At 57.4% G+C, this 20,632-nt stretch carries 14 protein-coding genes and 1 pseudogene; 11 read left to right on the top strand and 4 right to left on the bottom strand.

The features are described 5' to 3' along the window. Window positions 1-3 precede the first annotated feature (3 nt). Together CRD18_RS08435 and CRD18_RS08440 are read right to left on the bottom strand one after the other, a co-directional pair. Window positions 4-1,041, bottom strand: coding sequence for a class C sortase (locus CRD18_RS08435; RefSeq protein ID WP_187406651.1), 1,038 nt, complete (start codon window positions 1,039-1,041; stop codon window positions 4-6). 156 nt (window positions 1,042-1,197) lie between these two features. Continuing rightward, on the bottom strand, window positions 1,198-2,235 hold the full coding sequence (locus tag CRD18_RS08440) for a DMT family transporter (RefSeq protein ID WP_187406652.1): 1,038 nt from the start codon (window positions 2,233-2,235) through the stop codon (window positions 1,198-1,200). 460 nt (window positions 2,236-2,695) lie between these two features. Here CRD18_RS08440 and CRD18_RS08445 point away from each other — a divergent pair, with 460 nt between their 5' ends. The 6 genes from CRD18_RS08445 (at window position 2,696) to CRD18_RS08470 (ending at window position 9,701) form a co-directional block, all read left to right on the top strand. Next, window positions 2,696-3,961, top strand: a complete 1,266-nt coding sequence (locus CRD18_RS08445; protein ID WP_048733180.1) for an aspartate kinase — start codon at window positions 2,696-2,698, stop codon at window positions 3,959-3,961. 9 nt (window positions 3,962-3,970) lie between these two features. Continuing rightward, window positions 3,971-5,011: an aspartate-semialdehyde dehydrogenase gene (locus CRD18_RS08450; RefSeq protein ID WP_187406653.1), complete on the top strand. Its 1,041-nt coding sequence runs from the start codon at window positions 3,971-3,973 to the stop codon at window positions 5,009-5,011. An 846-nt stretch (window positions 5,012-5,857) separates the two neighbouring features. Next, window positions 5,858-6,814, top strand: coding sequence for an iron-siderophore ABC transporter substrate-binding protein (locus CRD18_RS08455; protein WP_016421885.1), 957 nt, complete (start codon window positions 5,858-5,860; stop codon window positions 6,812-6,814). Between the two features lie 51 nt (window positions 6,815-6,865). Next, window positions 6,866-7,861, top strand: a complete 996-nt coding sequence (locus CRD18_RS08460) for an iron ABC transporter permease (protein WP_222865141.1) — start codon at window positions 6,866-6,868, stop codon at window positions 7,859-7,861. Next, window positions 7,858-8,910, top strand: a complete 1,053-nt coding sequence (locus CRD18_RS08465; protein WP_016421887.1) for an iron chelate uptake ABC transporter family permease subunit — start codon at window positions 7,858-7,860, stop codon at window positions 8,908-8,910. The genes CRD18_RS08460 and CRD18_RS08465 overlap by 4 nt, the downstream gene beginning before the upstream one ends. Beyond that, on the top strand, window positions 8,907-9,701 hold the full coding sequence (locus CRD18_RS08470; protein WP_016421888.1) for an ABC transporter ATP-binding protein: 795 nt from the start codon (window positions 8,907-8,909) through the stop codon (window positions 9,699-9,701). Before CRD18_RS08465 ends, CRD18_RS08470 begins: the two co-directional genes overlap by 4 nt. On the opposite strand, the gene CRD18_RS08475 is transcribed toward CRD18_RS08470, so the two are convergent. Together CRD18_RS08475 and CRD18_RS08480 are read right to left on the bottom strand one after the other, a co-directional pair. Then, window positions 9,698-10,621 (bottom strand): siderophore-interacting protein, encoded by a 924-nt coding sequence (locus tag CRD18_RS08475; RefSeq protein ID WP_016421889.1) that lies wholly within the window; start codon window positions 10,619-10,621, stop codon window positions 9,698-9,700. The two genes, CRD18_RS08470 and CRD18_RS08475, sit on opposite strands and share 4 nt — an antisense overlap. 111 nt (window positions 10,622-10,732) lie before the next feature. Then, a pseudogene (locus tag CRD18_RS08480) lies at window positions 10,733-11,986 on the bottom strand (IS3 family transposase). A 455-nt stretch (window positions 11,987-12,441) separates the two neighbouring features. Here CRD18_RS08480 and CRD18_RS08485 point away from each other — a divergent pair. From CRD18_RS08485 to CRD18_RS08505, 5 genes are all read left to right on the top strand, one after another. Continuing rightward, the gene (locus CRD18_RS08485; RefSeq protein ID WP_147766019.1) at window positions 12,442-13,089 is read left to right on the top strand and encodes a DUF4175 domain-containing protein; all 648 of its coding nucleotides are present in this window, start codon (window positions 12,442-12,444) and stop codon (window positions 13,087-13,089) included. 939 nt (window positions 13,090-14,028) lie between these two features. Further along, window positions 14,029-17,031, top strand: coding sequence for a VaFE repeat-containing surface-anchored protein (locus tag CRD18_RS11185; RefSeq protein ID WP_187406654.1), 3,003 nt, complete (start codon window positions 14,029-14,031; stop codon window positions 17,029-17,031). A 9-nt stretch (window positions 17,032-17,040) separates the two neighbouring features. Then, window positions 17,041-17,796, top strand: coding sequence for a class F sortase (locus CRD18_RS08495; RefSeq protein WP_016421895.1), 756 nt, complete (start codon window positions 17,041-17,043; stop codon window positions 17,794-17,796). A 175-nt stretch (window positions 17,797-17,971) separates the two neighbouring features. After that, window positions 17,972-18,331 carry a hypothetical protein gene (locus tag CRD18_RS08500; RefSeq protein ID WP_005511660.1) on the top strand — a complete coding sequence of 120 codons (360 nt, stop codon included), beginning with the start codon at window positions 17,972-17,974 and terminating at the stop codon, window positions 18,329-18,331. A gap of 682 nt (window positions 18,332-19,013) precedes the next feature. After that, window positions 19,014-20,624: a SpaH/EbpB family LPXTG-anchored major pilin gene (locus tag CRD18_RS08505; protein ID WP_070546306.1), complete on the top strand. Its 1,611-nt coding sequence runs from the start codon at window positions 19,014-19,016 to the stop codon at window positions 20,622-20,624. Window positions 20,625-20,632: the final 8 nt, after the last annotated feature.

The following is a 20,632-nucleotide window of genomic DNA, read 5'->3' on the forward strand; positions in this document are numbered from 1 at the left end:
GGCCTAATCCTCCGCCTCGTCGCTCTCGCGCTCGGCCTCCGGTTCGCTCTTGCCGTCGCGCGAGAGCTTCCGCAGCCACCAAATCAGCAGCGCAATAATCACCGCCGCTGCTGCCAGGATGGCCCACATCCACCACTGCCACTGCGAACCGCTGCCGTCGAACACGGATTCCTCGTCAGGATCCATCGGCACCTGGTGCCCCGTCACCAGCAGGCGGTGCGTGTTAATGCCGTAAGGCGTGCACGTAATCAGGGTGATCAGGTCTTCTCCGGGGACGCGTCGTAAAGCATCGGTTTCATCCGGCTTTACGACGGCTACGTCGTGGACCTCATACTTCAACTTGTGACCCGCGACTGCGATGTAGAACGCGTCGCCCTTCTTGACCTTGTCGAGGTTGTCCCACAGCGTCGCATTCTGCAGACCCGTATGCGCGGACAGCGACGCGTGACGACCTTCGCCCTCGCCCACGCCGCCGACCGGGAAGTCGGTGCCGTAGAGGTGACCGACACCGCGCGAGAGCGACTTTTCCGACGTGCCATGGAAAATGGGCAGGTCAGAGTTGATGGACGGGATGACGATGCGGCCGAGCGCGTCGGTCTCGCCAAGCACGTCGAGGTAGTGGCGGTAGCGCTGGTACTCCGGGGAAGACTCGTCATCAGAGGTGGTCCAGGCATCGCCCGGATTGACCTCGCCGAGGCTGGCGTTGTACTCATGGGCCTCGTTCCAGGCGGTGTCCAAGACCTCAGGAGGAGCGGATTTCTCCAGCTTGGAGTACTCATCTGCGGCGCGGGCCTGCAGGAAGTTGTTCCACTGCGTTGCGACAACCGGGTACAGCAGCACGCCCAAACCGCCAATGATCAACAGCAGGGCGATGATGGTGTTCGAGTTGAGCTTCTTGCCCTTTTGGGGCTTTGCTTTGGTGTTGGTTGCGGCGGTTTTGGTTGCGGCGCTGGTGCTGTTTGCGCGTTCGGACTTCCGCTTAGATGCCGGTTTGGGTGCCCGCTTGGAAGTTGCCCGCTTGGAATGGGAATGACGCCCCATCGAGTCCTACCTTTGGTGACCTTGTGCATAGCGGCCACGGGTCTTTCTCACCAGGGACAGTTCCCGGGCAGGGATAGCCAGGCCGACAAATCGCTAACGACTTAATAAGTGCAAATACCAATTTATGTCATGCGGCCCGGGAGAGTTGAACTCTACTTACCGCGCGGCGGCATCGGTGGAGTCTGTGGTGGTGATTTCGGTGCTTGGGGCGTCGGTGTTTGCCGTGCTTGCGGTGCTTGGGGTGTCGGTGTTTGCGGTGCTTGGGGCGCTTGCGGCGCTTGTGGAGGTGGCCTCTGCCGGCCGAGCCGCCAGGGCAATAGTGGCAGAAATCATGGTTACCAGTGCGATAAACAGCGCTACCCATTGCACACCAACTGCCTGGAAGCGCTCACCAAGAACGATGTATCCCAAGCTGAAGGCAACGATCGGTTCCACGACGGTCATAGCTGGCAGCGAAGCCTGCAACGGCCCCGCGTTAAAAGCCGCCTGCTGCAGGCCGACGCCAATAACCGCCAGTGCCACAAGCAGCCAGAGTTCCCAGGAGAGCAGGAGCTGGACGAGCCCGTCATTGACATAAGTATCGACCACCGACTTAGACAGCAACGCGACGAAGCCGTACAGCCAGCCGGTTGCCGTGCCGAGCAGTAGGGCCTTCGGGTTCTGGCGCAGCACTCCGCGCTGTTTGGTGTCTGAGCCGCCGCCGGCGCCGGTGCCGGTGTTGGGCCACTGAACTGCAGCGGCGTAAAGCCCGCAGGTGACCACGCCACCGACGGCGAGAGCCCATCCCCACAGGTAGGTGGGGATATCGGTGGAGCCGGCAGTCGGCTTGCCGAGCAACACCAGCGTCGCCACCGCAAAAGTAAGCGCCACGGACCAGATCATCTCTGACCGCGAAATCCGCCGACCGTTGACCTTCGCCGCGAGCGGGAGCGTGAGCATCAGCTTCATGACCAGCAACGGCTGCACCAGGAGCAACGTGCCGAATGCCAACGCCGCGACCTGAAATACATACCCGGCAATCGCCAGGCCCGAGCCCAGCCACCAGCGCGGCAGCTTCAGGGTCTTCGCCACTCCGCGAAGTGTGCTGGTGCCCTCTTCCAGTGTTCCGGAGAGGTTGTGGCGGATGACGGTTCCCCACGCGATGCTGAGTGCGGACAGCAGTGCCAGTATCGCAGCGAGAAGGTCATTGTTCACGTAGGGAATGCTAGGCATGCAACACTTGTCATGTCCACTTCGCAGGGGTTGGGCGGGGCAGTGGTTGGTGCCCGCAGCGCCTCGGGAATTAGCTGGTTCGGCCGATATGCTGACTGAGCTCGGGCCGGGGAGCCCGGAGTGGAGCTGGCTGAGCCCGGAGTTCTTGGCACAGTACCGAGAGTTACTGACTAGGTTTATGTCAGTTTTGACAAGTTTCAGGGCATATTTTTGTCATAAACTTAGTCAGTTTCACATTTGCAGCCCGCAGCAGCGTCCGATCCGCACCCAACCCATGCCCAATAACCCCGCAAACCCCCACGCAACCCGATCCAAACCCTCCACACAACCCCCGCAAGCTACGTTTTGGTAACCCACTATGTAATTACGAATGCGACTCAAGTAAATTGAGTCAATAATAGTTACGTGCATATAGTTGCCTAGTTTTTGGAGGTTGCCGACCATGGCACTGGTTGTGCAGAAGTACGGTGGTTCATCCCTGGAGAGCGCCGAACGCATTCGTCGTGTTGCAGAACGAATTGTGGAAACCAAAAAGCAGGGCAATGACGTCGTGGTTGTCTGCTCGGCAATGGGCGACACCACCGATGAGCTTCTGGACCTCGCTGAACAGGTCAACCCGGTCCCGCCGGGACGCGAGATGGACATGCTCCTGACCGCCGGTGAGCGTATTTCCAATGCGCTGGTCGCTATGGCAATCGCAAGCCTCGGCGCCTCGGCCCGTTCTTTTACCGGTTCGCAGGCCGGCGTAATTACCACGGAGCGCCACGGTAACGCCCGCATTGTCGAGGTCACTCCGGGCCGTGTCCGTGAGGCTCTCGACGAGGGCCACATCTGCCTGGTTGCCGGTTTCCAGGGTGTGAACCGCGAGACCAAGGACGTCACTACGCTGGGCCGTGGTGGCTCGGATACCACTGCGGTCGCTCTCGCGGCAGCTCTGGAGGCAGACGTCTGCGAGATTTACTCCGACGTGGATGGCGTGTACACGGCGGATCCGCGCATTGTGCCGGATGCACAGCGCTTGGACACCATTTCCTTCGAGGAGATGCTGGAGATGGCCGCGGTTGGCGCGAAGATTTTGCAGCTGCGAAGTGTCGAATACGCCCGCGCGTTTAATGTCCCGTTGCGTGTGCGTTCGTCGTATAGCAATGAACTTGGCACCCTTGTTGATGGATCGATGGAGGATATCCCTATGGAAGAAGCAGTGTTGACCGGTGTGGCGCATGACCGCTCCGAGGCGAAGGTGACCGTGCTGGGCATTCCGGATGATCCGGGCCAGGCGGCGAAGATGTTCCGTGCGGTGGCGGATGCGGAGATCAACATCGATATGGTGCTGCAGAACGTCTCCACCGTCGCGGATAACCGCACTGACATTACTTTCACGTGCCCGCGCGAGGATGCTCCGAAGGCGATGGCGTTGCTGAAGAAGCTGCAGGCTGACAACGACTGGAAGGACGTGCTTTACGACGATCACGTGGGCAAGGTCTCCTTGGTCGGTGCTGGCATGAAGTCCCACCCGGGTGTGACTGCGACGTTCTGTGAGGCGCTCGCTGATGAGGGTGTGAATATCGATCTGATTTCCACTTCTGAGATTCGTATCTCGGTGCTGGTTAATGACCAGGATGTCGACAAGTCTGTGAAGGCCCTGCACGACGCTTTCAATCTCGGTGGCGACACTGAGGCTGTTGTTTACGCTGGTACGGGACGTTAAGGAGTTCTAATGACCACGATTGCTGTTGTTGGTGCCACTGGCCAGGTTGGTCGTGTGATGCGCACCCTGTTGGCGGAGCGTAATTTCCCGGCCGATAAGGTTCGTTTCTTCGCTTCTGCTCGTAGTGCGGGCAAGGAGTTGGAGTTCCGCGGCGAGAAGATTGTTGTCGAGGATGTCGCGGCTACTTCGGATGAGGATCTGAAGGGCATTGATGTCGCGGTGTTCTCCGCTGGCGGCACGCTGTCGAAGGAGCAGGCGCCGCGTTTTGCGGCTGCTGGCGCTGTTGTTGTTGATAACTCGTCGGCGTGGCGTAAGGATCCGGAGGTCCCGTTGGTGGTCTCCGAGGTCAACCCGGATGCTTTGCAGGACATCCCGAAGGGCATTGTCGCGAATCCGAATTGCACCACCATGGCCGCGATGCCGGTTCTCAAGCCGCTTCACGACGAGGCCGGGTTGCAGTGTCTGCGTGTGTCCTCCTATCAGGCGGTCTCGGGTTCGGGCCTTGCTGGTGTGAATACTCTGGCTGGCCAGGTGCGCGAGAACATCGACAACCTGGAGAAGCTGACCACTGATGGTTCGGCTCTGGTTGCGGAGGACTTTGGTCCGTATGTCGCACCGATTGCTTTCAACGCGCTGCCGGTGGCTGGAAACTTTGTTGATGACGGTTCACTGGAGACCGATGAGGAGCAGAAGCTCCGCAATGAGTCCCGCAAGATTCTGTCTATCCCTGAGCTGGCTGTTGCTGGTACTTGTGTGCGTGTTCCGGTGTTCACTGGCCACACGCTGGTGATTCACGCTGAGTTTGAGAATGCGCTGTCCGTGGAGAAGGCAACCGAGCTGCTGGAGTCCGCGCCGGGCGTGAAGGTCGTTGACGTTCCGAATCCGCTTGCCGCCGCTGGTGTGGATGAGTCCCTGGTGGGTCGTATCCGTGTCGATCAGTCGGTTCCGGAGGGGCGTGGCCTGGTGCTGGTTGTCTCTGGCGACAATCTGCGTAAGGGCGCTGCTCTGAATACCATCCAGATTGCGGAGTTGTTGGTCGCTGACCAGTAGTTGAGCGCAGTACTTAAAAGCGCAAAAAGTTAAGCCTCGGCACTTAGCGAACTTCGTGCTCTCAATGACAACTACTCCCCACTAGTCGGTAACTGATTTCTCAGTCCAACTAATGGGGAGCAGTTCACATTGTTGCGGTAGGGGGGCCTATTTTTTCTTATTGACGCCCACGCTTTCCGCTTGGCTGCAGCGCCAGCGGAATGTGAGATTGTGCGAGCGCAGTGCTGGGGGGATTGCGTGACGGGAGGCGCCGGCGCCCTATTTGGTGGCGTGAGGATGTGCAGATGTCGCTAGACCGGGAATGCGTGGCCGACGGCGCCGTATTTGGGGCGCTAGCAGGGGTGAATGTCGCTAGAACGGGAATGCGTTAAAGACACTGACTTGCAGCTCCGCAAAACTGCAGGTCAGGGAATTGACGCAAAATTCGGAGGCGCGCCTGTGCTGACAGATTCCCGTTCTAGCGACATTTCGACCTTCGAAGTGCAACTTTTCCGACAGTTGGTGCCACGAGTTGCAATAGCGCGAGCATCTCGGCATTGAGAGCCAGGGTGGCTAGGGTGGCCAGGGCGGTGACAGTGGCCAGGGTGGCTAGGGTGGCCAGGGCGGTGACAGTGGCCAGGGTGGCTAGGGTGGCCAGCGTGGCGACGGTGGCCAGGGCGGCGATGGAGTCGGTAGCGGCCGAGCAGGAAGCGGACTAATTTAGGGTAGCCTGTTGTGTGGTTAGCCTTACCTGTGTAATATAGGCTCGATTGCTGTGTTGGCCGTAGCCGAAAGAGGCCATCAGTCTCTTGGGGCTACGGGTACTTTACAGCGTTTCAAAGAGTTCCTTACGCGTTAGGCTTTCACATGTTTCGAAACAATTCGCTGACCCGTCGAGCGGCGCTGAAGACCGCCGCTGTCTTGGCAGCATCCACTCTTGTTCTGTCTGGTTGCTCCCGAGGCGACGACGCGGCGGCGTCAAAAAATGAGGGCACCGGGGACGAGCGCATCGCCGCAGTTGGCCTGGGAGACAGCGATACCTTGCTCGCTCTAGGCATCCAACCAGTCCTCGTAGCGCCCTGGGGTGCTGAGGGAGATGTTGATGCATCTGGCGTCGGCCCATGGGCTACCGAAAAGCTCGGCGACAACAAGCCTGAAGTGGTTTACGGTACTGCCAACGGATTCACTGCTGAAATCCTGGAGAAGATCTCCGCCGCTGATCCGGACAAGATCATTGCGGTGAACTCTGCCGTAGACGCGCAGGCGAAGAAGGCGCTTAATGACATCGCCCCAACCACCGTTAAGCCAGACGGTGCCACGGACTGGCAGATCCCCTGGCGGGATCAGGTCAACCAGATCGCCGGCGCTGTAGACAAGCAAGAAGAAGGCGACAAACTCGTCGAAGAAACGCAGAAGGCCTTCGATGATTTCCAACAGCAGCACCCTGAGCTCAAAGGCAAGCGTGCGGCTATCGTCATGCCTTATCAGGGAAAGATCGGCCTGTACACCTCCGGTGACGGTCGCGGGCAGTTTATCAAGAGTCTGGGCTTCGAGATCCCGAAGGAGCTCGAAGGTAACGGGGGCGAGTTCTACCGCGACATCGCACCTGAGAACTACAGCGACCTCAACAACGTCGATTACCTCTTCATCCTTGATTACCAGGGTGCCGCCGATACCTTGAAGAAGGATCCAACATTCAGCAAGCTGGACGTTGTTCGCGAAGGCAAGGTCCGCTGGATGGACGAAAACGTGGGCAATGCAATGAGTATGCCGAACCCATTGACCATCCCCTGGGCAGTCGACAAGTTCTCTGACGCAATTTAATTGAAAGTGTCCGTTTCAAGAACTCGACATTCTTTGGTGTTTTCCCGGCGTTTGCTTACTTCGGCCGCACTCGTTGGCTTGGCTTTGCTGCTGCTTGCCTCCCTGTACTTGGGTTCCAAAGATCTTTCCATTGGCGAAGTGACCAGCATCCTCATGCATGGTCCGCACCCATCTACGCAATCCGGCATCATTTGGGACTTGCGCGTTCCGCGCACCCTCTTGGCTGTGATCACAGGCGCAGCCCTGGCTATGGCGGGTGCCATTGCTCAGAGCTGGACCCGCAACCCCCTGGCAGATCCCGGCATTATCGGCGTGAACGCTGGAGCAAGTTTCGCAGTCGCTGCGGCACTGACCTTGGGCTGGGCAACGACGGTCGGGGAGCGGACACTTGTAGGGCTCGTCGGGGCGGCCGTCGCTGCCTTAATCGTGCTGTTGATTTCCCGCGTATCGCGTAACCCGCTAACTCTGGTACTCGTGGGCGTGGGAGTTACCTTCGCCCTGCAAGCGGCCACGAATATGCTGAGCCTCTATTCTTCCGACACCCTGGAAGGGCTCCGCCGCTGGACCGTTGGCTCTACAGCTGGGCGGGGTATGGAAGACGTGGCCTTAGCTGCTTTAGGTCTAGCACTAGGTGCTCTATGTGGTGCGCTTGCAGCACGCCCGCTGGATCTACTTGCGATGGGAGAGGACTCCGCCCGTTCCCTTGGCAGCTCGCCCACGAGAACCCGCTTGTTGGCTGCCGCAGCGGTGATCATCCTCGCCGGCTCGGCGACAGCCACTGTGGGGCTTGTGACATTCGTGGGCTTCGCCGTGCCACACCTACTACGCCCGTTTACCGGCCCGTCCCTGACTCGCCTCTTGCTGCCGACCGGCATTGTTGGTGGCGCGGCTGTGTTGCTAGCCGATATTGTGGGCCGCTTCGTCCTGCAGCCTAACGAGCTGGAAATGTCCATTGTCTTAGCTATTGTCGGTGCCCCAGTGATGATTCTGGCGGTGCGACGTAAGAAGAGTTCACCGACCTCGAATGACTCGGAGCTGACGATATGAGCGATATGACGTCTATCCGTAGTATTAAGCGTTCACGAAGCAGACGCGTCCTGGCGGCTTCGGCAGGGTTCGCCCTCATAGCGGCTCTTTGTTACTGCTTAATCCTGGGGCAAGGAGCGGTGAAGCTCAGCCCGATGGAAGTCATCGAGGTTCTCACCGGTGGGGGCACACAGCAAGCAATCAACGTGGTGTGGGATCTCCGCCTGCCTGTAGCAATCGCTACCGTTCTGGTCGGCGCGGCTCTAGGGCTGGCAGGTGCGTGGACTCAGACCATGGCCCGCAATCCGCTGGCCAGCCCGGACATTCTCGGTGTATCCGGCGGCGCGGCGGTTTTGGTTGTGGCGGGCACCGTAGTTACCCGCCCTGCATGGAGTGAGGGGGTGCCGACGTTCTGGTGGCGTGCTGCACTCGCTTTGCTTGGCGCACTAGTGATCGTTGGTTTGCTCGTTCTACTCGGTGGCTTCGGGACGTCGCAGCGCGTAGTGGTCATCGGCCTGGCACTGTCTTTCCTCACGCAGTCTTTAGTGCAGTATCTCCTGCTCCGGGCTGACTTAACTCGTGCCACGGATGCCCAAACTTGGCTCGCTGGGTCTACCGGCTTTGTGCGTATGGAAGCTTTGTTTCCTATGGTGTTGGGCCTGTTGCCCTTCGTAGTTTTAGGCCTTTGTGTTACGCGCGATGTCCCTCTTCTTTCTCATGATGACGCCACCGCGTCCACACTTGGGGTAAATGTCACGAGGGTGCGCGCTATTTTGCTCATTGCCGCAACGGGCATTGTCGCGGTGGTGGTTTCCTTTGTCGGCCCAATTGGATTCGTGGCACTATTGGCTCCTCAGCTGGCCAAGCTGGTGGCCGGAACGCCCACGCCCCATCCGTTGTGCTCTACTTTTGCAGGCGCTGCTCTATTAGCTGCGTGCGCCGTCGTGGCGGGCGCACTGCCATTTACATCCCCTGTGGGTTTGGTTACCGCCATCATCGGTGGCCCCGCGTTGGTGTTGCTTGTGTGGTTGGCGGCCCGTCGCGGAACTCTGAAAGGAATGGTTCAATGAACGTTCAAGTTGATCACGTCACCGTGGGCTACAACGACGGCCCAAGCATTGTTAAGGACGTGTCTTTCACTGCAGAGCCCGGGAAGGTCACCACGCTCTTAGGCCCCAATGGTTGTGGCAAGTCGACGTTGCTCAAGACGCTTTCTCGGCTGCTTGCTCCCGCCGAAGGACGGGTTCTTGTAGAGAAAAAGGACGTGCATAGTTTGCGGTCGCGCGAAGCCGCCCAACTAATTGCGCTTTTGCCACAACACCCGCTGTGTCCGGCGGGATTGACCGTTGGAGAACTTGTGGAGCGCGGACGGCACCCTTATCGTCGATCGCTCTGGGGTGGGGGAGCGACGGCGTCAGAAGATAAAGAAAAAGTGCGCGAGGCGCTGAAGAAGACGAAGGTTGACCATCTTGTTGCCCGCGACGTGGCGGAGCTTTCTGGCGGCCAGCGGCAGCGGGTCTGGATGGCGATGGTGTTGGCGCAGGATACGCCAATTGTGCTGTTGGACGAACCGACTACCTACCTAGATCCGGCACATGCGATAGAGATTCTAAGTATCGTGCGGGAGCTCGCTCAAGAGGGCAAGACGGTGATTACCGTACTTCATGATCTTGGCCTGGCGGGAGCTTTTAGCGACGAGATGATCGTCATGAAGGAAGGGGAAAAGATCGCCGAGGGTTCTCCAAAGGAGGCTCTGACGGTGGATGTGTTGCGCGAGGCATATGGCCTGAATGCCGAGGTGTGGGAAGATCCCCGCGGTATGGCTCCGATTATTGTGCCGCGAGGGATTGTGGCTAATTAAGGCCGTGCCCTGCCTAGGAACCAATAGGGGCACCACTGCACGGATTCGCTATTGAGGCCCCAGGTGTGAATTGCGTGGCGCCGTACTTCCTTGCAGAGCTGTCCTTCACCCGCGACCCAGACGTACTTCGACTGTGTTGCGGGGTGTTCGGCACGGTCCAGTTGCTGTAGGTGGGACATCACTGCCGTGCTGAAGTCCGTTGTAGCGCTAAACAGCACTTCTAGGCTGCCCAGCTTGCTCTCCCAGTCGGCGACGAGGGATGGCTCGAGGTCACCATGGTTCTCGGCGACCACTACGAGGTGTATGTCGCGCAACTGTTCCGGGGCAAACGCATCCGCGTAATCCAAAATGGCGCGAACGGAAGGTACGGCAGATGGGTCTGCGATAAGTGTTTGTGAACTTTGCGCGCGGTGCCAGAGGCCCTGGCATGTCCAGATGCCTACCTGGTCGCCAACACGAGTTGCAAGAGCCCAGGCGAGCCCTGGTCCGACGTGCTCATCCTTTGGATTTTTGACGCCATGTGTCGCCACGTCGAAAGTTATCTGTCCGCACTCGGGATCGAGTGAGCGTACGGTGTACCAACGTAAATTTGGGCGTTGGGTCTCCGGCATGGCTGTAACGCTTGCGCGGATATTGGCGCCACCTCCGTGGAGGGGTAAATGGAGATTCTCGCCGGGCTTAGCCGGCATAAAGAGGCCAAAGAATTCGTCCGGGCCGGAAAGCTGAAAGCCGACTAGCTCGGGGGAGCGGATGACAATCCTCTGCAGGTTTTCTGCCGGGGCGCTGACGTCATAAACAGTGGCGCGGATGATTCGATGGTGCGGTTCAGAAGGGGCGGCCAAGAGTAGGTGGTCAGAAAAGGCCGCGCGGTAGGCGGAAGTGTTCGTCGGAGTGTTCAGGGTAACTGGGTTCGAGGTCATAGTGGGAGTTAACTTACCCTTACCTAAAGCAAAAGTGAAAGGGTGAGGGGCAGAAAAAGCCCCGCGGGGATCCGAGGTGAACTGGTCCCCGAAAGTTGGACTGGTTTAACTCTAGGCGGTTAGGGCTTCAAGGGTCTGATTTCGATATTGCATCGGGGTCAGGCCCTTGAGTCGTTGTTGGACGCGTTCGGTGTTGTACCACCCGATGTACTCATCGATCGCCTGGTTGAACTCTGCGACCGTGTCGAAGACTTCACCGTGGTACATCTCGGTTTTCACGTGCCCGAAGAAATTTTCCATGACCGCGTTGTCGTAACAGTTGGCTTTACGCGACATCGACTGAACACCACCGTTGTCGCCAATCAGGTCACGCCAGGAGGCATGCTGGTACTGGAAACCTTGGTCAGTGTGCATCATCCACCCGGGTTCAGGTGCCCACGCCGCGATCGCCTTGGACAAAGAATCGGTGGTCAACGCTGTCGACGGCGATGTAGCCACAGTGTGGGCAACGATTGAACGGTCGAACAAGTCCATCACCGGTGACAGGTAGACCTTGCGGCCTGCAACCCTGAACTCGGTGACGTCGCTGACAAAGACGGTATTTGGCTGATCCGGGGTGAATTTGCGGTCAAGTTTATTGTCAGCAATGCGGCTGATCGTCCCAACATAGGAAATATACGGTCTGCGCTGGCGAATCTTAGCTCGAAGCCCCATCTGGCGCATGAGTTTGTAGACGAGTTTGTGGTTGACCACCCACCCCTGGTTGCGTAGGTCAAGTAGCACTCGCCGGTAGCCGTAGCGATGCTTGTTACGCTCGAAGCTTTCCCGAATCGCTTGCTTGAGAACGGCGTGCTTATCTGGCTTACTGAGTCGTTTCTGGTGGTAGAAGAACGTCGACCGTGGCATACCTGCTGCCTCTAGGAGATATTCCAAGCGGTGGTGCGACTTGAGGATGACAATCGCCTGGACTTTCAGGCGCGTCCCTGATTCCTCAAGTCCCGCAATTTTTTTAGATAGGCATTTTCGGCCCGCAACCGTTCGTTTTCGCCACGCAGCTTGTCTTCCTCCGACAGCGGCTTCGGCGTGACCGATCCTTTGGGCCTGCCCTTCGGCTTCGGTTTCAACGCGTCATCGCCGTCTTTGCGCCATTTCCACGACCACCCGCGGACCAGCTGCTGTGATGACAGGCCAAATTCACGCGCAAGATCCATCGCTGTCTCGCCAGCAAGGTGGCGTTGGACAACTTCCTTCTTAATCTCAAACGAATACTGCTGCTTAGTCGGTTTCTCCACAAGACATAGCCTGCATGCAGCACAAACCGACAATAGAGCCGGCGCACAGCGTGTTTGGAGACACCCAGAGCATTAGCAGCGGCTCTATAGCCCATGCCTTGCTCAAATAGTTCAACCAACTGCTCGCGCTGATATTCACTTAGCGAACTTCGTGCTCTCAATGACAACTACTCCCCACTAGTCGGTAACTGATTTCTCAGTCCAACTAATGGGGAGCAGTTCATTAGGTGCCGAGGCTTTTCTGCTGGAAAAGGCGAGCCTGGTTTGGGGTGACCAAACGGCTAGCAATGTGACCGGTGACATGCGACGTTTGGGCATAAGTGCAGGTTAAATTTTGCCGTTATTCTGTTTCCAATTTCCTGGCTGAAGTGGGTCGAATTTCTATATTGTGACCGTTTTTCATCACCGGTACGGTTTTCGTGTGAGCACGGCAGTGGCCGCAAAGGAGAAGGCGAGAAGCCCTTTACCTTCAGCTCTGGGCATCGCGCCACACCATTTATCTACACTTCATTTTTCTAAAGGATCATCATGGATAACCTGTGCAACATCTGCGAACTGATTTCCTGCTTGCCAGCACCGGCTCCGCTGCCGGTACCTGAGTTCAACGTGAACTTCCCGGAGGGCCCACTGGTTCAGGTCGACTCACTGTTCCCGAACTTCCACTCTCTGACTGAGGGCGGCAACCTGGGTCTGCAGAACGTCGGTGGCGATCAGGACAACGCTCTGCAGAACGTCGGTGGCAACCAGGGTCTCCAGAACGCTGGCGGCGACCAGCTGAACGGTGGCGACCAGATTGGCGGCGACAAGCTGGACAAGGGCGACAAGGTCGGCGGCGATCAGGTTAACGACAAGGGCCAGATTGGTGAGCGTCAGTCCGGTTTCCAGACCGGTGGCCAGGATCAGAGCCTGCAGAACGTCGGTGGCGACCAGGGTCTGCAGAACGGTGGCCAGGAGCAGGGGCTCCAGACTGGCGGTAAGAATCAGAACGGCCTTCAGACTGGCGGCCAGGAGCAGGGCCTGCAGACCGGTGGTAAGAACCAGGGTGGCCTCCAGACTGGCGGCCAGGAGCAGGGTGCCCAGACCGGCGGCAACAACCAGGGTGGCCTGCTGGCCGAGGACGGTGCGGGTGACAACCTGCCAGTCGACCTGGACCTCACCGGTGCAAAGGCTATCTAAGGCCGTTTAAGCTGACTTAGGCACTGCACTACAATGACACTGCGCAGCTATTAGCTCTCGCAGCTATTAATACGTAACAGCGCACGAGCGCCTTCTCACTCCTTGTGGAGTGGGGAGGCGCTTTTTTGTGTTTATAGCTGGCGACGTTGGGCCGATCCGAGTTACTGACTGCGTTTATGTCAAAAATGGCCCGAAAAATGTCCTGAAAGCGTCATAAACTCGCACAGTTTCACATTTGCAGTCCCCTATTCAGTCGCGTTTTACATAACGTGATCTGTTGGAATGCCGTGAATCAGACCCATTTTTGTCTATTAACCGCGGATGGAGAGGTTGGGGCGGAGAGGCGATTATTTATGCAGCCGCAATTAGCACACAATTATGTGGCTTATTAAATGATGTCCGGGGATTCTTTTGCAAATAGTCTTGAGACATCATTTTTGCTCTTAGAGATTTATTGGCTTGCATTTTCATTAGGTGGGGGTGGGGTGTCATTTGTGCCGTAACTCACAATTATGAAAATCGTGACATGGGAGACATTCTAACCCAAATTAATGGGCGGGGATTCATTGAAAAAACTTCATATGCGCAGGTTGGTCGTGATTTTATGGGTTGAATGGCCAGGTGTCGTGGCGAAAGGTGGAAGTTCGGCATGTGTGTGGTGTCCAAATGTCCACCCCAGAAAAAATATGCAAACAACAATTATTGACATTGAAATAAAAGACAATAGGGGTGGCAATTAAATGGCTCAACAAACATAAAATGTATTTGTTATATTCGGGGACGGCCAACGCTATAAATGAGAATTAGAAGGCGATGTCAACTGGGCTACCTGTGATGGGGGCTGGAGACGCTTATGCGTGGTCATTGATTGTTAATTGAAGGCTGGAAAGGTAGCGAAAGGTGTATAACGCACTGAAATCGAAGGAAGGGGGAGGGCTCATGTTCGGTCGTTTTACAAACGAGAAGCGCTGGTTGGCGCTTTTTAGCTTCGTGGCTGTGCTCGCTCTTTTCTTCGCTAAATCTCCAATAATTGCGCATGCGCAGGAGGCAGAAGACACTGGCGAAGCCCTGACGATCCAGAAGATTTTGAGTGTTCCTGGAACAGTTAAGGGTGTTGAAGCCAATGGAAATGTCCGTGATTTTGGGCCACTTATTGCGGCCTTTGACGAGGCTGCAACTCCATATGGTAGCCACAAAATGGGTTACTGCATTGAGGCCAGCGTCGGCGGTGATCTTTATGACACCGGTCGTGTGCAGAACTTCAGTCAGTTCTCGCGCAGTACAGATACCAATAACAAGCTGCGGAACGACTTTGACCGATACCGGAAGCTCAACTGGATTGCGCACCACGGTTCGCCAGCTGTTGGTTTGGATGAACTGGGGAAGGCAGCTGGAGTTAAAGGACGTCTGAATGTGCTGGATGCCAATAACGCAACTCAGTTCGCTCTGTGGCACTTCTCCGATGACATTGACTTCTCCCAGGGCATTCACAACCCATCGACGAAGGCTGTCTACGACTACCTCACTGGTCCTGCTAACATCGGTCAGGGCACCGTCGACGGTACGAACCGCACTGGCTACATTTTCAACAATGGTAAGAAACAAGACATCATTGTGATTGATAATGTCACGCCGTCTTCAGGTGAAGTTCCGGCAGAGCCGACGAAGCCATCTGAGCCAGAGAAGCCGACCGAACCGGAACAGCCAACAGAACCGGAGAAGCCAACTACTCCGACCACTCCTGCGGAGACCACGACCCCGTCCGAGTCGACCAAGCCGTCCGAGCCGGAGAAGCCGACCACGCTTAAGCCGTCGATTTCCACTCAGGCTCGACTGAACGGCAACAAGATTGTCGCGGGTGCTGTGGTTAAGGACATCGTGAAGTTCACTGACCTGGTTCCGGGTAAGAACTACCGCCTAGACGCCACCCTGGTGGACAAGGCCAATGCTGATCGCATCCTGGGTACCGGCAGCGTCGAATTCACTCCGGAGACCTCTTCGGGTGAGCAGGCTGTCATGATTACCGTCTCCGATGATGTAGATGAGCCGGTTTCCGCTGCTGTTGCATTTGAAAAGCTGACCTCGACAGAGGTCACCGCTGATGGACAGGACAACACCGATGGTCAGCGGGTAGAGATCGCCTCCCACGAGGACATTAACGACGCAGCTCAGACCGTTCACGGCGAAAAGCCGGAGCAGCCGTCGACCTCCGAAGAGACCCCGACGAGCGAAGAGACGACCGAGGAGACGACCGAAGAGACAACGGAGCCGTCGTCCAGCGAGACCACTACTTCTGAGACCAGTGAGTCTGAGACTCCGACGACGTCGGAAAGCGAAGAGCAGCCGAGCTCTTCGACGACTACTCCTAACACCTCCGAGTCCACGAAGCCGGCCGCTCCGACGGAACCGACCGAGCCGACTGACAGCACTGAGTCGCAGACCACGGAACCGACCGAGCCGACTGAGACTACCGAATCGTCTAAGCCGAGCGAGCCCGCTGATACGCCGCTGGAGCCGGAGCTGCGCACGGTAGCCGAGCTTCAGGGCAACCGCATTGAGGCTAATGCCAAGGTCGTCGACACCGTGCATTTCGAGGGTCTGGTCCCTGGTAAGAACTACACCCTCTCCGGTGAACTGGTTAACAAGGCTGATGGCTCTGTGATTGGTCATGGCGAGGCGACGTTCAAGCCGACGTCGGCAAGCGGTACTGTGACTGTCACTCTTGAGGTGTCTGACTCTGTTAAGACTCCGGTTGCTGAGGCCGTCGTATTCGAGCACCTGACCTCTGATGAGGTTGACTCGACTGGTAAGGAAAGCGCTGGTCAGGTCAATGAGATCGCTGACCACGCAGATATCAACGACGCTAGCCAGACCGTGACCGGCGACGTTCCGGAGAAGCCGGAAGACACCCCGACTGAGGAAAGCGAAACTCCGTCCGAGGAGACGATCGCACCGGAGACCAGCTCGACTGAGCCGACCACGTCCACGGTTCCGGCAACGCCGAGCGACGATGAGCCGTCCGAGCAGCCGGAGACGACACAGCCGGAAGAGCCGTCTGAGACGACAACTCCGTCTACGTCCGAGTCCGAAAAGCCGAGCAAGCCGACTAAGCCCGCTCAGCCGGAAAAGCCGTCCAAGCCGGCCAAGCCTGCTCAGCCAGAGAAGCCGAGCAAGCCGACGAAGCCTGCCCAGCCGGAAAAGCCGAGCAAGCCGACTAAGCCCGCTCAGCCGGAAAAGCCGAGCAAGCCGACGAAGCCTGCCCAGCCGGAAAAGCCGAACCACCCGAGCACCCCAGCGCAGTCTGAGGACAACCCAGCCATCACGACTACTGCCGGTATTGCCGGCAAGGGTCTGGTTGAAAAGGGTGCTGTCGTCATCGACACCGTGCACTTCACTGGCCTGAAGCCGGGCACGAAGTACACGTTGACCGGTGAGCTGATGTGCAAGGAGACGGGCAAGTCCACTGGCGCTAGGAGCCGCCTGCACTTTGTGCCGACGGCATCCGCCGGCACGGTTGATGTTCCGATCATCATCACCGACGGCGACTGCGCTTCTCAGGTTGCCTTCGAGACTCTGACCGATGCCAATGGCAAGGAAGTTGCTGTCCACAAGGACATCAACTCTGCGGAGCAGACTGTCACGAACGGCAAGACCCCGGAGAACACGCCATCTGAGCATCCAAAGGATGAGGGCAAGCAGAACACGCCTAACGACGATTCCTCTGCACCTACCAGCGACTCTGCCACCCCGACCACTGTGATTAATCAGCACTCGGAGCAGAACAACACCAACGTCACCATCATCGGTGGCACTGGCCAGGATAAGCAGAAGAACCACGGAAAGCCGTTGGCTCCGAACTCGGAACGACGTGCAATTAGTTCGGTTCCGTCTGGCCCGACCGGTTTGGCTACTCACGCTCTGCCGACGGTAGCCACCAACTAAGGAGATTCCATGACTGATCAGTTTGGCTCGGACGAGACCGGCAAGGAACCTGGAAACACACCAGGCATCGAACCGGAAACCGAAACTGGCGCACTCGACCACGTTGATCCGTTTGACCAGGCCGAAGACCCGGCCGACAGCCAAGTCGAAGACCTGCAGGACGTGCCTTGGTGGAAGCAGCCAAGGGTGTATATCGCCGCTATCGCATTAATCGGCGTTATCGCTCTGCTGGTGATTGCCCAACTGAACCGCAATGATTCAGCGCTCGATGGTGCGCAGGAGAATCTGCCCACTCCAGCACAGGGTTCTCGGGGAGCCGTGCACGAGATGGAGATGCTCATTGATGGTAAGTCGGCTCCGATTGATTTCGTTCAGCTGACTGATCAGGGATCTCTGATTCCGCCGACCGATATTTCGCGCCTTGGCTGGTATTCCGCCTCCGCGATTCCCGGTGAGGAAGGTGCTGCTGGATCGTCCGTCATTACCGGTCACGTCAATGAGGTGGACCAGGGCGATGGCTACGCTGCACGTTTCGCGGACCTGAAAGCTGGTGACACTGTCACGGTGAAGGTAGATGGCGAAAGCCGAGACTTCACCGTCAGCAAGGATCCAATCCAGGTGGTCAAGGGCGCCCAGATGCCCGAGGCTGTCAACGACGCAGTTGGTGAGAACCGCTTGGTCCTCATCACCTGCGGAGGCGAGTTCGTCGGCGGCACCTTGGGTTACGCCGACAACATCATCGTCGAGGCCACTCCAGTGCGCTAATCCAGTGCGCTAGATCAGAGCACTAGGGCGCTGGGGCTCAGCCTCAACTAGTTGACCAATTTCATTGGCTGTGGCTGTTGAACGCCGTCGAACAACGGCGGCGCCGACAGTCACAGAAAAACACAGAACAAATCTGCAGAAACCCTGCAGAAACACAGAAGATAAGGAAGTACCTATGAGCATGTTGAAGAAAATCGGTGTCTGGGGTGTGGGCGCACTCGTGCTTGCCGCTCCGGTTGCCACTGCCGCACAGGCAGTAGCTGCACCTGCAAACTCTGCTGACACTGCAGTTGTCGCTCCGGGCAAGGGTGGGTTCCTCCACTCGGGCAAGCTAGCCGTCAACCGCTACGTCTTCGAGCTTGAGCACCGCGATGGCAAGGACTACGTCAACATCACCTTCACCGGCGATCACAGCGCTGACGTGCAGATCATGCCGGATGGCATGACCCCTGAGGGCAAGAAGAAGGTCGACCAGATTGGTGACGTCCTCAAGCTCAACGGCTACAACGATGTTCACTACTGGGCGGTTCTCTAAACGTCCCCTGTGACGCCGAAGCGCGCCCCGTGTCGCTTACTGTCTCTGTGCTTTTACAGGTCCTAGCACAAGGCGGTGGGTCGCGGGGCGTTTCTTGGTTTTTTGATGGTGTCCTTTTGCTTTCGCTTGACGACGTTGTCGTGACAGCAAATACGAGAAGGTTGATGAGCCCTCATTTGCCCGGCGTGCGCTGCGACGATAGCGGTAGGGGGTAAAAGCTATTGATACAAACCAACTGGTTAGCCCTGATTGGGGGGAGGGGGATAAATCGCGGAAATCTTTACGCTTTTTTGGGTGAATGAGCAAAAGCCCGTCGCGAACAGTGCAAAGAGCTATCGCGGAGGTAGTACGAAGTGTGAATGCGAAGGGTTTTCATGCCTAGGTGTCGCGGCCCGTTCTCCTTGGGGGTATCGGCCAGATGCTTAAGCGGTTAAGTTATTTATAAGCGGTTCACTGAGCGCTGTTAACCGAGCAAGCAATGAGCTTGAGCTGCAATGTTTATACATTCAAACATTAAAGTTCATAACGCTTAGGCTTAAAAGGTTAGACAGACTGGTCTTTTTCTTAAGGAAAATCTCAGTTTTGGCAAGTCGGGGAACGTTGGTGTCGCCGTCTGGAGTGAATCGCGAGACGTATTGAAGCGTGTCGCTTCATTTTGGACTTCTGTAAAGGACCTGTTTTCGTGAATAAGTTCTCCCGTACCGCCCGCTCGGTAACTTTCGCTGCCATCGTCGGTCTGTCGATGGGTGTCTCCGCCCCGGCTGCAATCGCTCAGGACACTTCCATCAACCAGGCTGCCGGGGACTCCCCACTGGTGAATAAGAACGCCAAGGGCTCGCTCACCATTCACAAGTTCGGTAACCCGACCAGCGAAGGCCAGCCGTCTGGTACCGAAGCTGATGTCGAGGACGTTAAGGCCAACGGTGGTAAGGTGCTTGAGGGTGTCGGCTTTACCGTCTACAAGATCAACAAGACTGCAGATGGCGCTACCCCCATCGATGTCACCACCAACGAGGGTCTGCTGGCTGCTTCGAAGCTGAAGGCTGAAGACTTCTCCCAGGGCGCACAGCTGAAGGACGGCCTCCCGGCTGGAGTCCTCACCGAGGTCGCATCCGGTAAGACCGGCCCAGACGGCAAGTGGGTCGTTTCCCAGAATCTTGACCTCGGTGCTTACCTGGTTGTTGAGACCGGTCCGAAGGAAGGCTACGACCCGGCTGTTCCGTTCATCGCTTTCGTTCCGATGACCGCGGATAACGGTGGGGATAACCAGGGCACTAGCTGGAACTACGATGTCCACGCGTTCCCGAAGAACTACAAGGACGAAGAGCCGACCAAGACCGTCAAGGACAAGGACCAGAACGCTGGTGATAAGAACCTTGTCTACACCGTCACAGGTACTGCTCGCCAGCTGAAGCCGAACACGGAGCGCACCCAGTTCCAGATCACTGACCAGATTGACCCGAAGCTGGAAATCACCGACGTGAAGGTGACGGTCGCTGGCCAGGAGATCCAGCCGACGCAGGATGTTGATGGGAAGTTCTTCGAGGGCAACAAGGTCGACGTCGCCCTGAAGCCAGAAGTTGCAAATACTCTCAAGGCCGGTGACAAGGTCGTCGTTACCATCACCACCAAGCTGAAGCCTGAGTTCGCGAAGGATACCGATATCGCGCCGAACAAGGCTCTGGTCTTCCAGAACAACCCGGATGGTACCGAAAACTCCACTCCGAAGGAGACTCCGGAGGTCAAGACCTACTGGGGTGGCCTGCAGTTCAAGAAGGTCGATGGCAACCGCAAGGGTCTGGAAGGCGCCGAGTTCCAGATTGTCCGCCAGGAGGCTGGCAAGCAGTGCTCCGAAATTGACACCACCAAGAAGGATTCCTGGACTCCGGTAAACGGTCAGCAGGGCGGCGAAATTAAGACCACCTTCGTCTCTGGCCAGGACGGTATCGTCAAGATTACCGGTCTTCACGTCAACGACTTCGAAGACAATGCTGAGGTTGCCGCTGATGACCAGTCCCACTACTGCCTGATTGAGACCAAGGCTCCGAAGGGCAAGGAGCTGCTGCCGGAGGCACTCGAGTTCAAGCTGGTTGCTACCTCGACTGACCCGGAGCGCGTCTACAAGCTGGCTTCCGTCCAGGTCGGCGCTAACCCGGGTGAGGTCGTTAACTCCGACGACACTACCCCGAACCTGCCGATGACCGGTGGTGCCGGTATTGGCATCCTGGCTGCTATCGGTGCAGCTATCGTCGCAGCTGGTGCATGGTTCGCCCGCCGCGGTTCCAAGAACTAAACCCGAGT

This window comes from Corynebacterium sp. LK31 (assembly GCF_014335015.1).
Taxonomy (GTDB): domain Bacteria; phylum Actinomycetota; class Actinomycetes; order Mycobacteriales; family Mycobacteriaceae; genus Corynebacterium; species Corynebacterium jeikeium_D.

What these genes read in the sequence shown, in the direction of transcription:
- CRD18_RS08435 (WP_187406651.1), bottom strand. Translation starts at nt 1,041, where the DNA reads ATGGGGCGTCATTCCCATTCCAAGCGGGCAACTTCCAAGCGGGCACCC.
- CRD18_RS08445 (WP_048733180.1), top strand. Translation starts at nt 2,696, where the DNA reads ATGGCACTGGTTGTGCAGAAGTACGGTGGTTCATCCCTGGAGAGCGCC.
- CRD18_RS08450 (WP_187406653.1), top strand. Translation starts at nt 3,971, where the DNA reads ATGACCACGATTGCTGTTGTTGGTGCCACTGGCCAGGTTGGTCGTGTG.
- CRD18_RS08455 (WP_016421885.1), top strand. Translation starts at nt 5,858, where the DNA reads ATGTTTCGAAACAATTCGCTGACCCGTCGAGCGGCGCTGAAGACCGCC.
- CRD18_RS08465 (WP_016421887.1), top strand. Translation starts at nt 7,858, where the DNA reads ATGAGCGATATGACGTCTATCCGTAGTATTAAGCGTTCACGAAGCAGA.
- CRD18_RS08470 (WP_016421888.1), top strand. Translation starts at nt 8,907, where the DNA reads ATGAACGTTCAAGTTGATCACGTCACCGTGGGCTACAACGACGGCCCA.
- CRD18_RS08475 (WP_016421889.1), bottom strand. Translation starts at nt 10,621, where the DNA reads ATGACCTCGAACCCAGTTACCCTGAACACTCCGACGAACACTTCCGCC.
- CRD18_RS08485 (WP_147766019.1), top strand. Translation starts at nt 12,442, where the DNA reads ATGGATAACCTGTGCAACATCTGCGAACTGATTTCCTGCTTGCCAGCA.
- CRD18_RS11185 (WP_187406654.1), top strand. Translation starts at nt 14,029, where the DNA reads ATGTTCGGTCGTTTTACAAACGAGAAGCGCTGGTTGGCGCTTTTTAGC.
- CRD18_RS08495 (WP_016421895.1), top strand. Translation starts at nt 17,041, where the DNA reads ATGACTGATCAGTTTGGCTCGGACGAGACCGGCAAGGAACCTGGAAAC.
- CRD18_RS08500 (WP_005511660.1), top strand. Translation starts at nt 17,972, where the DNA reads ATGAGCATGTTGAAGAAAATCGGTGTCTGGGGTGTGGGCGCACTCGTG.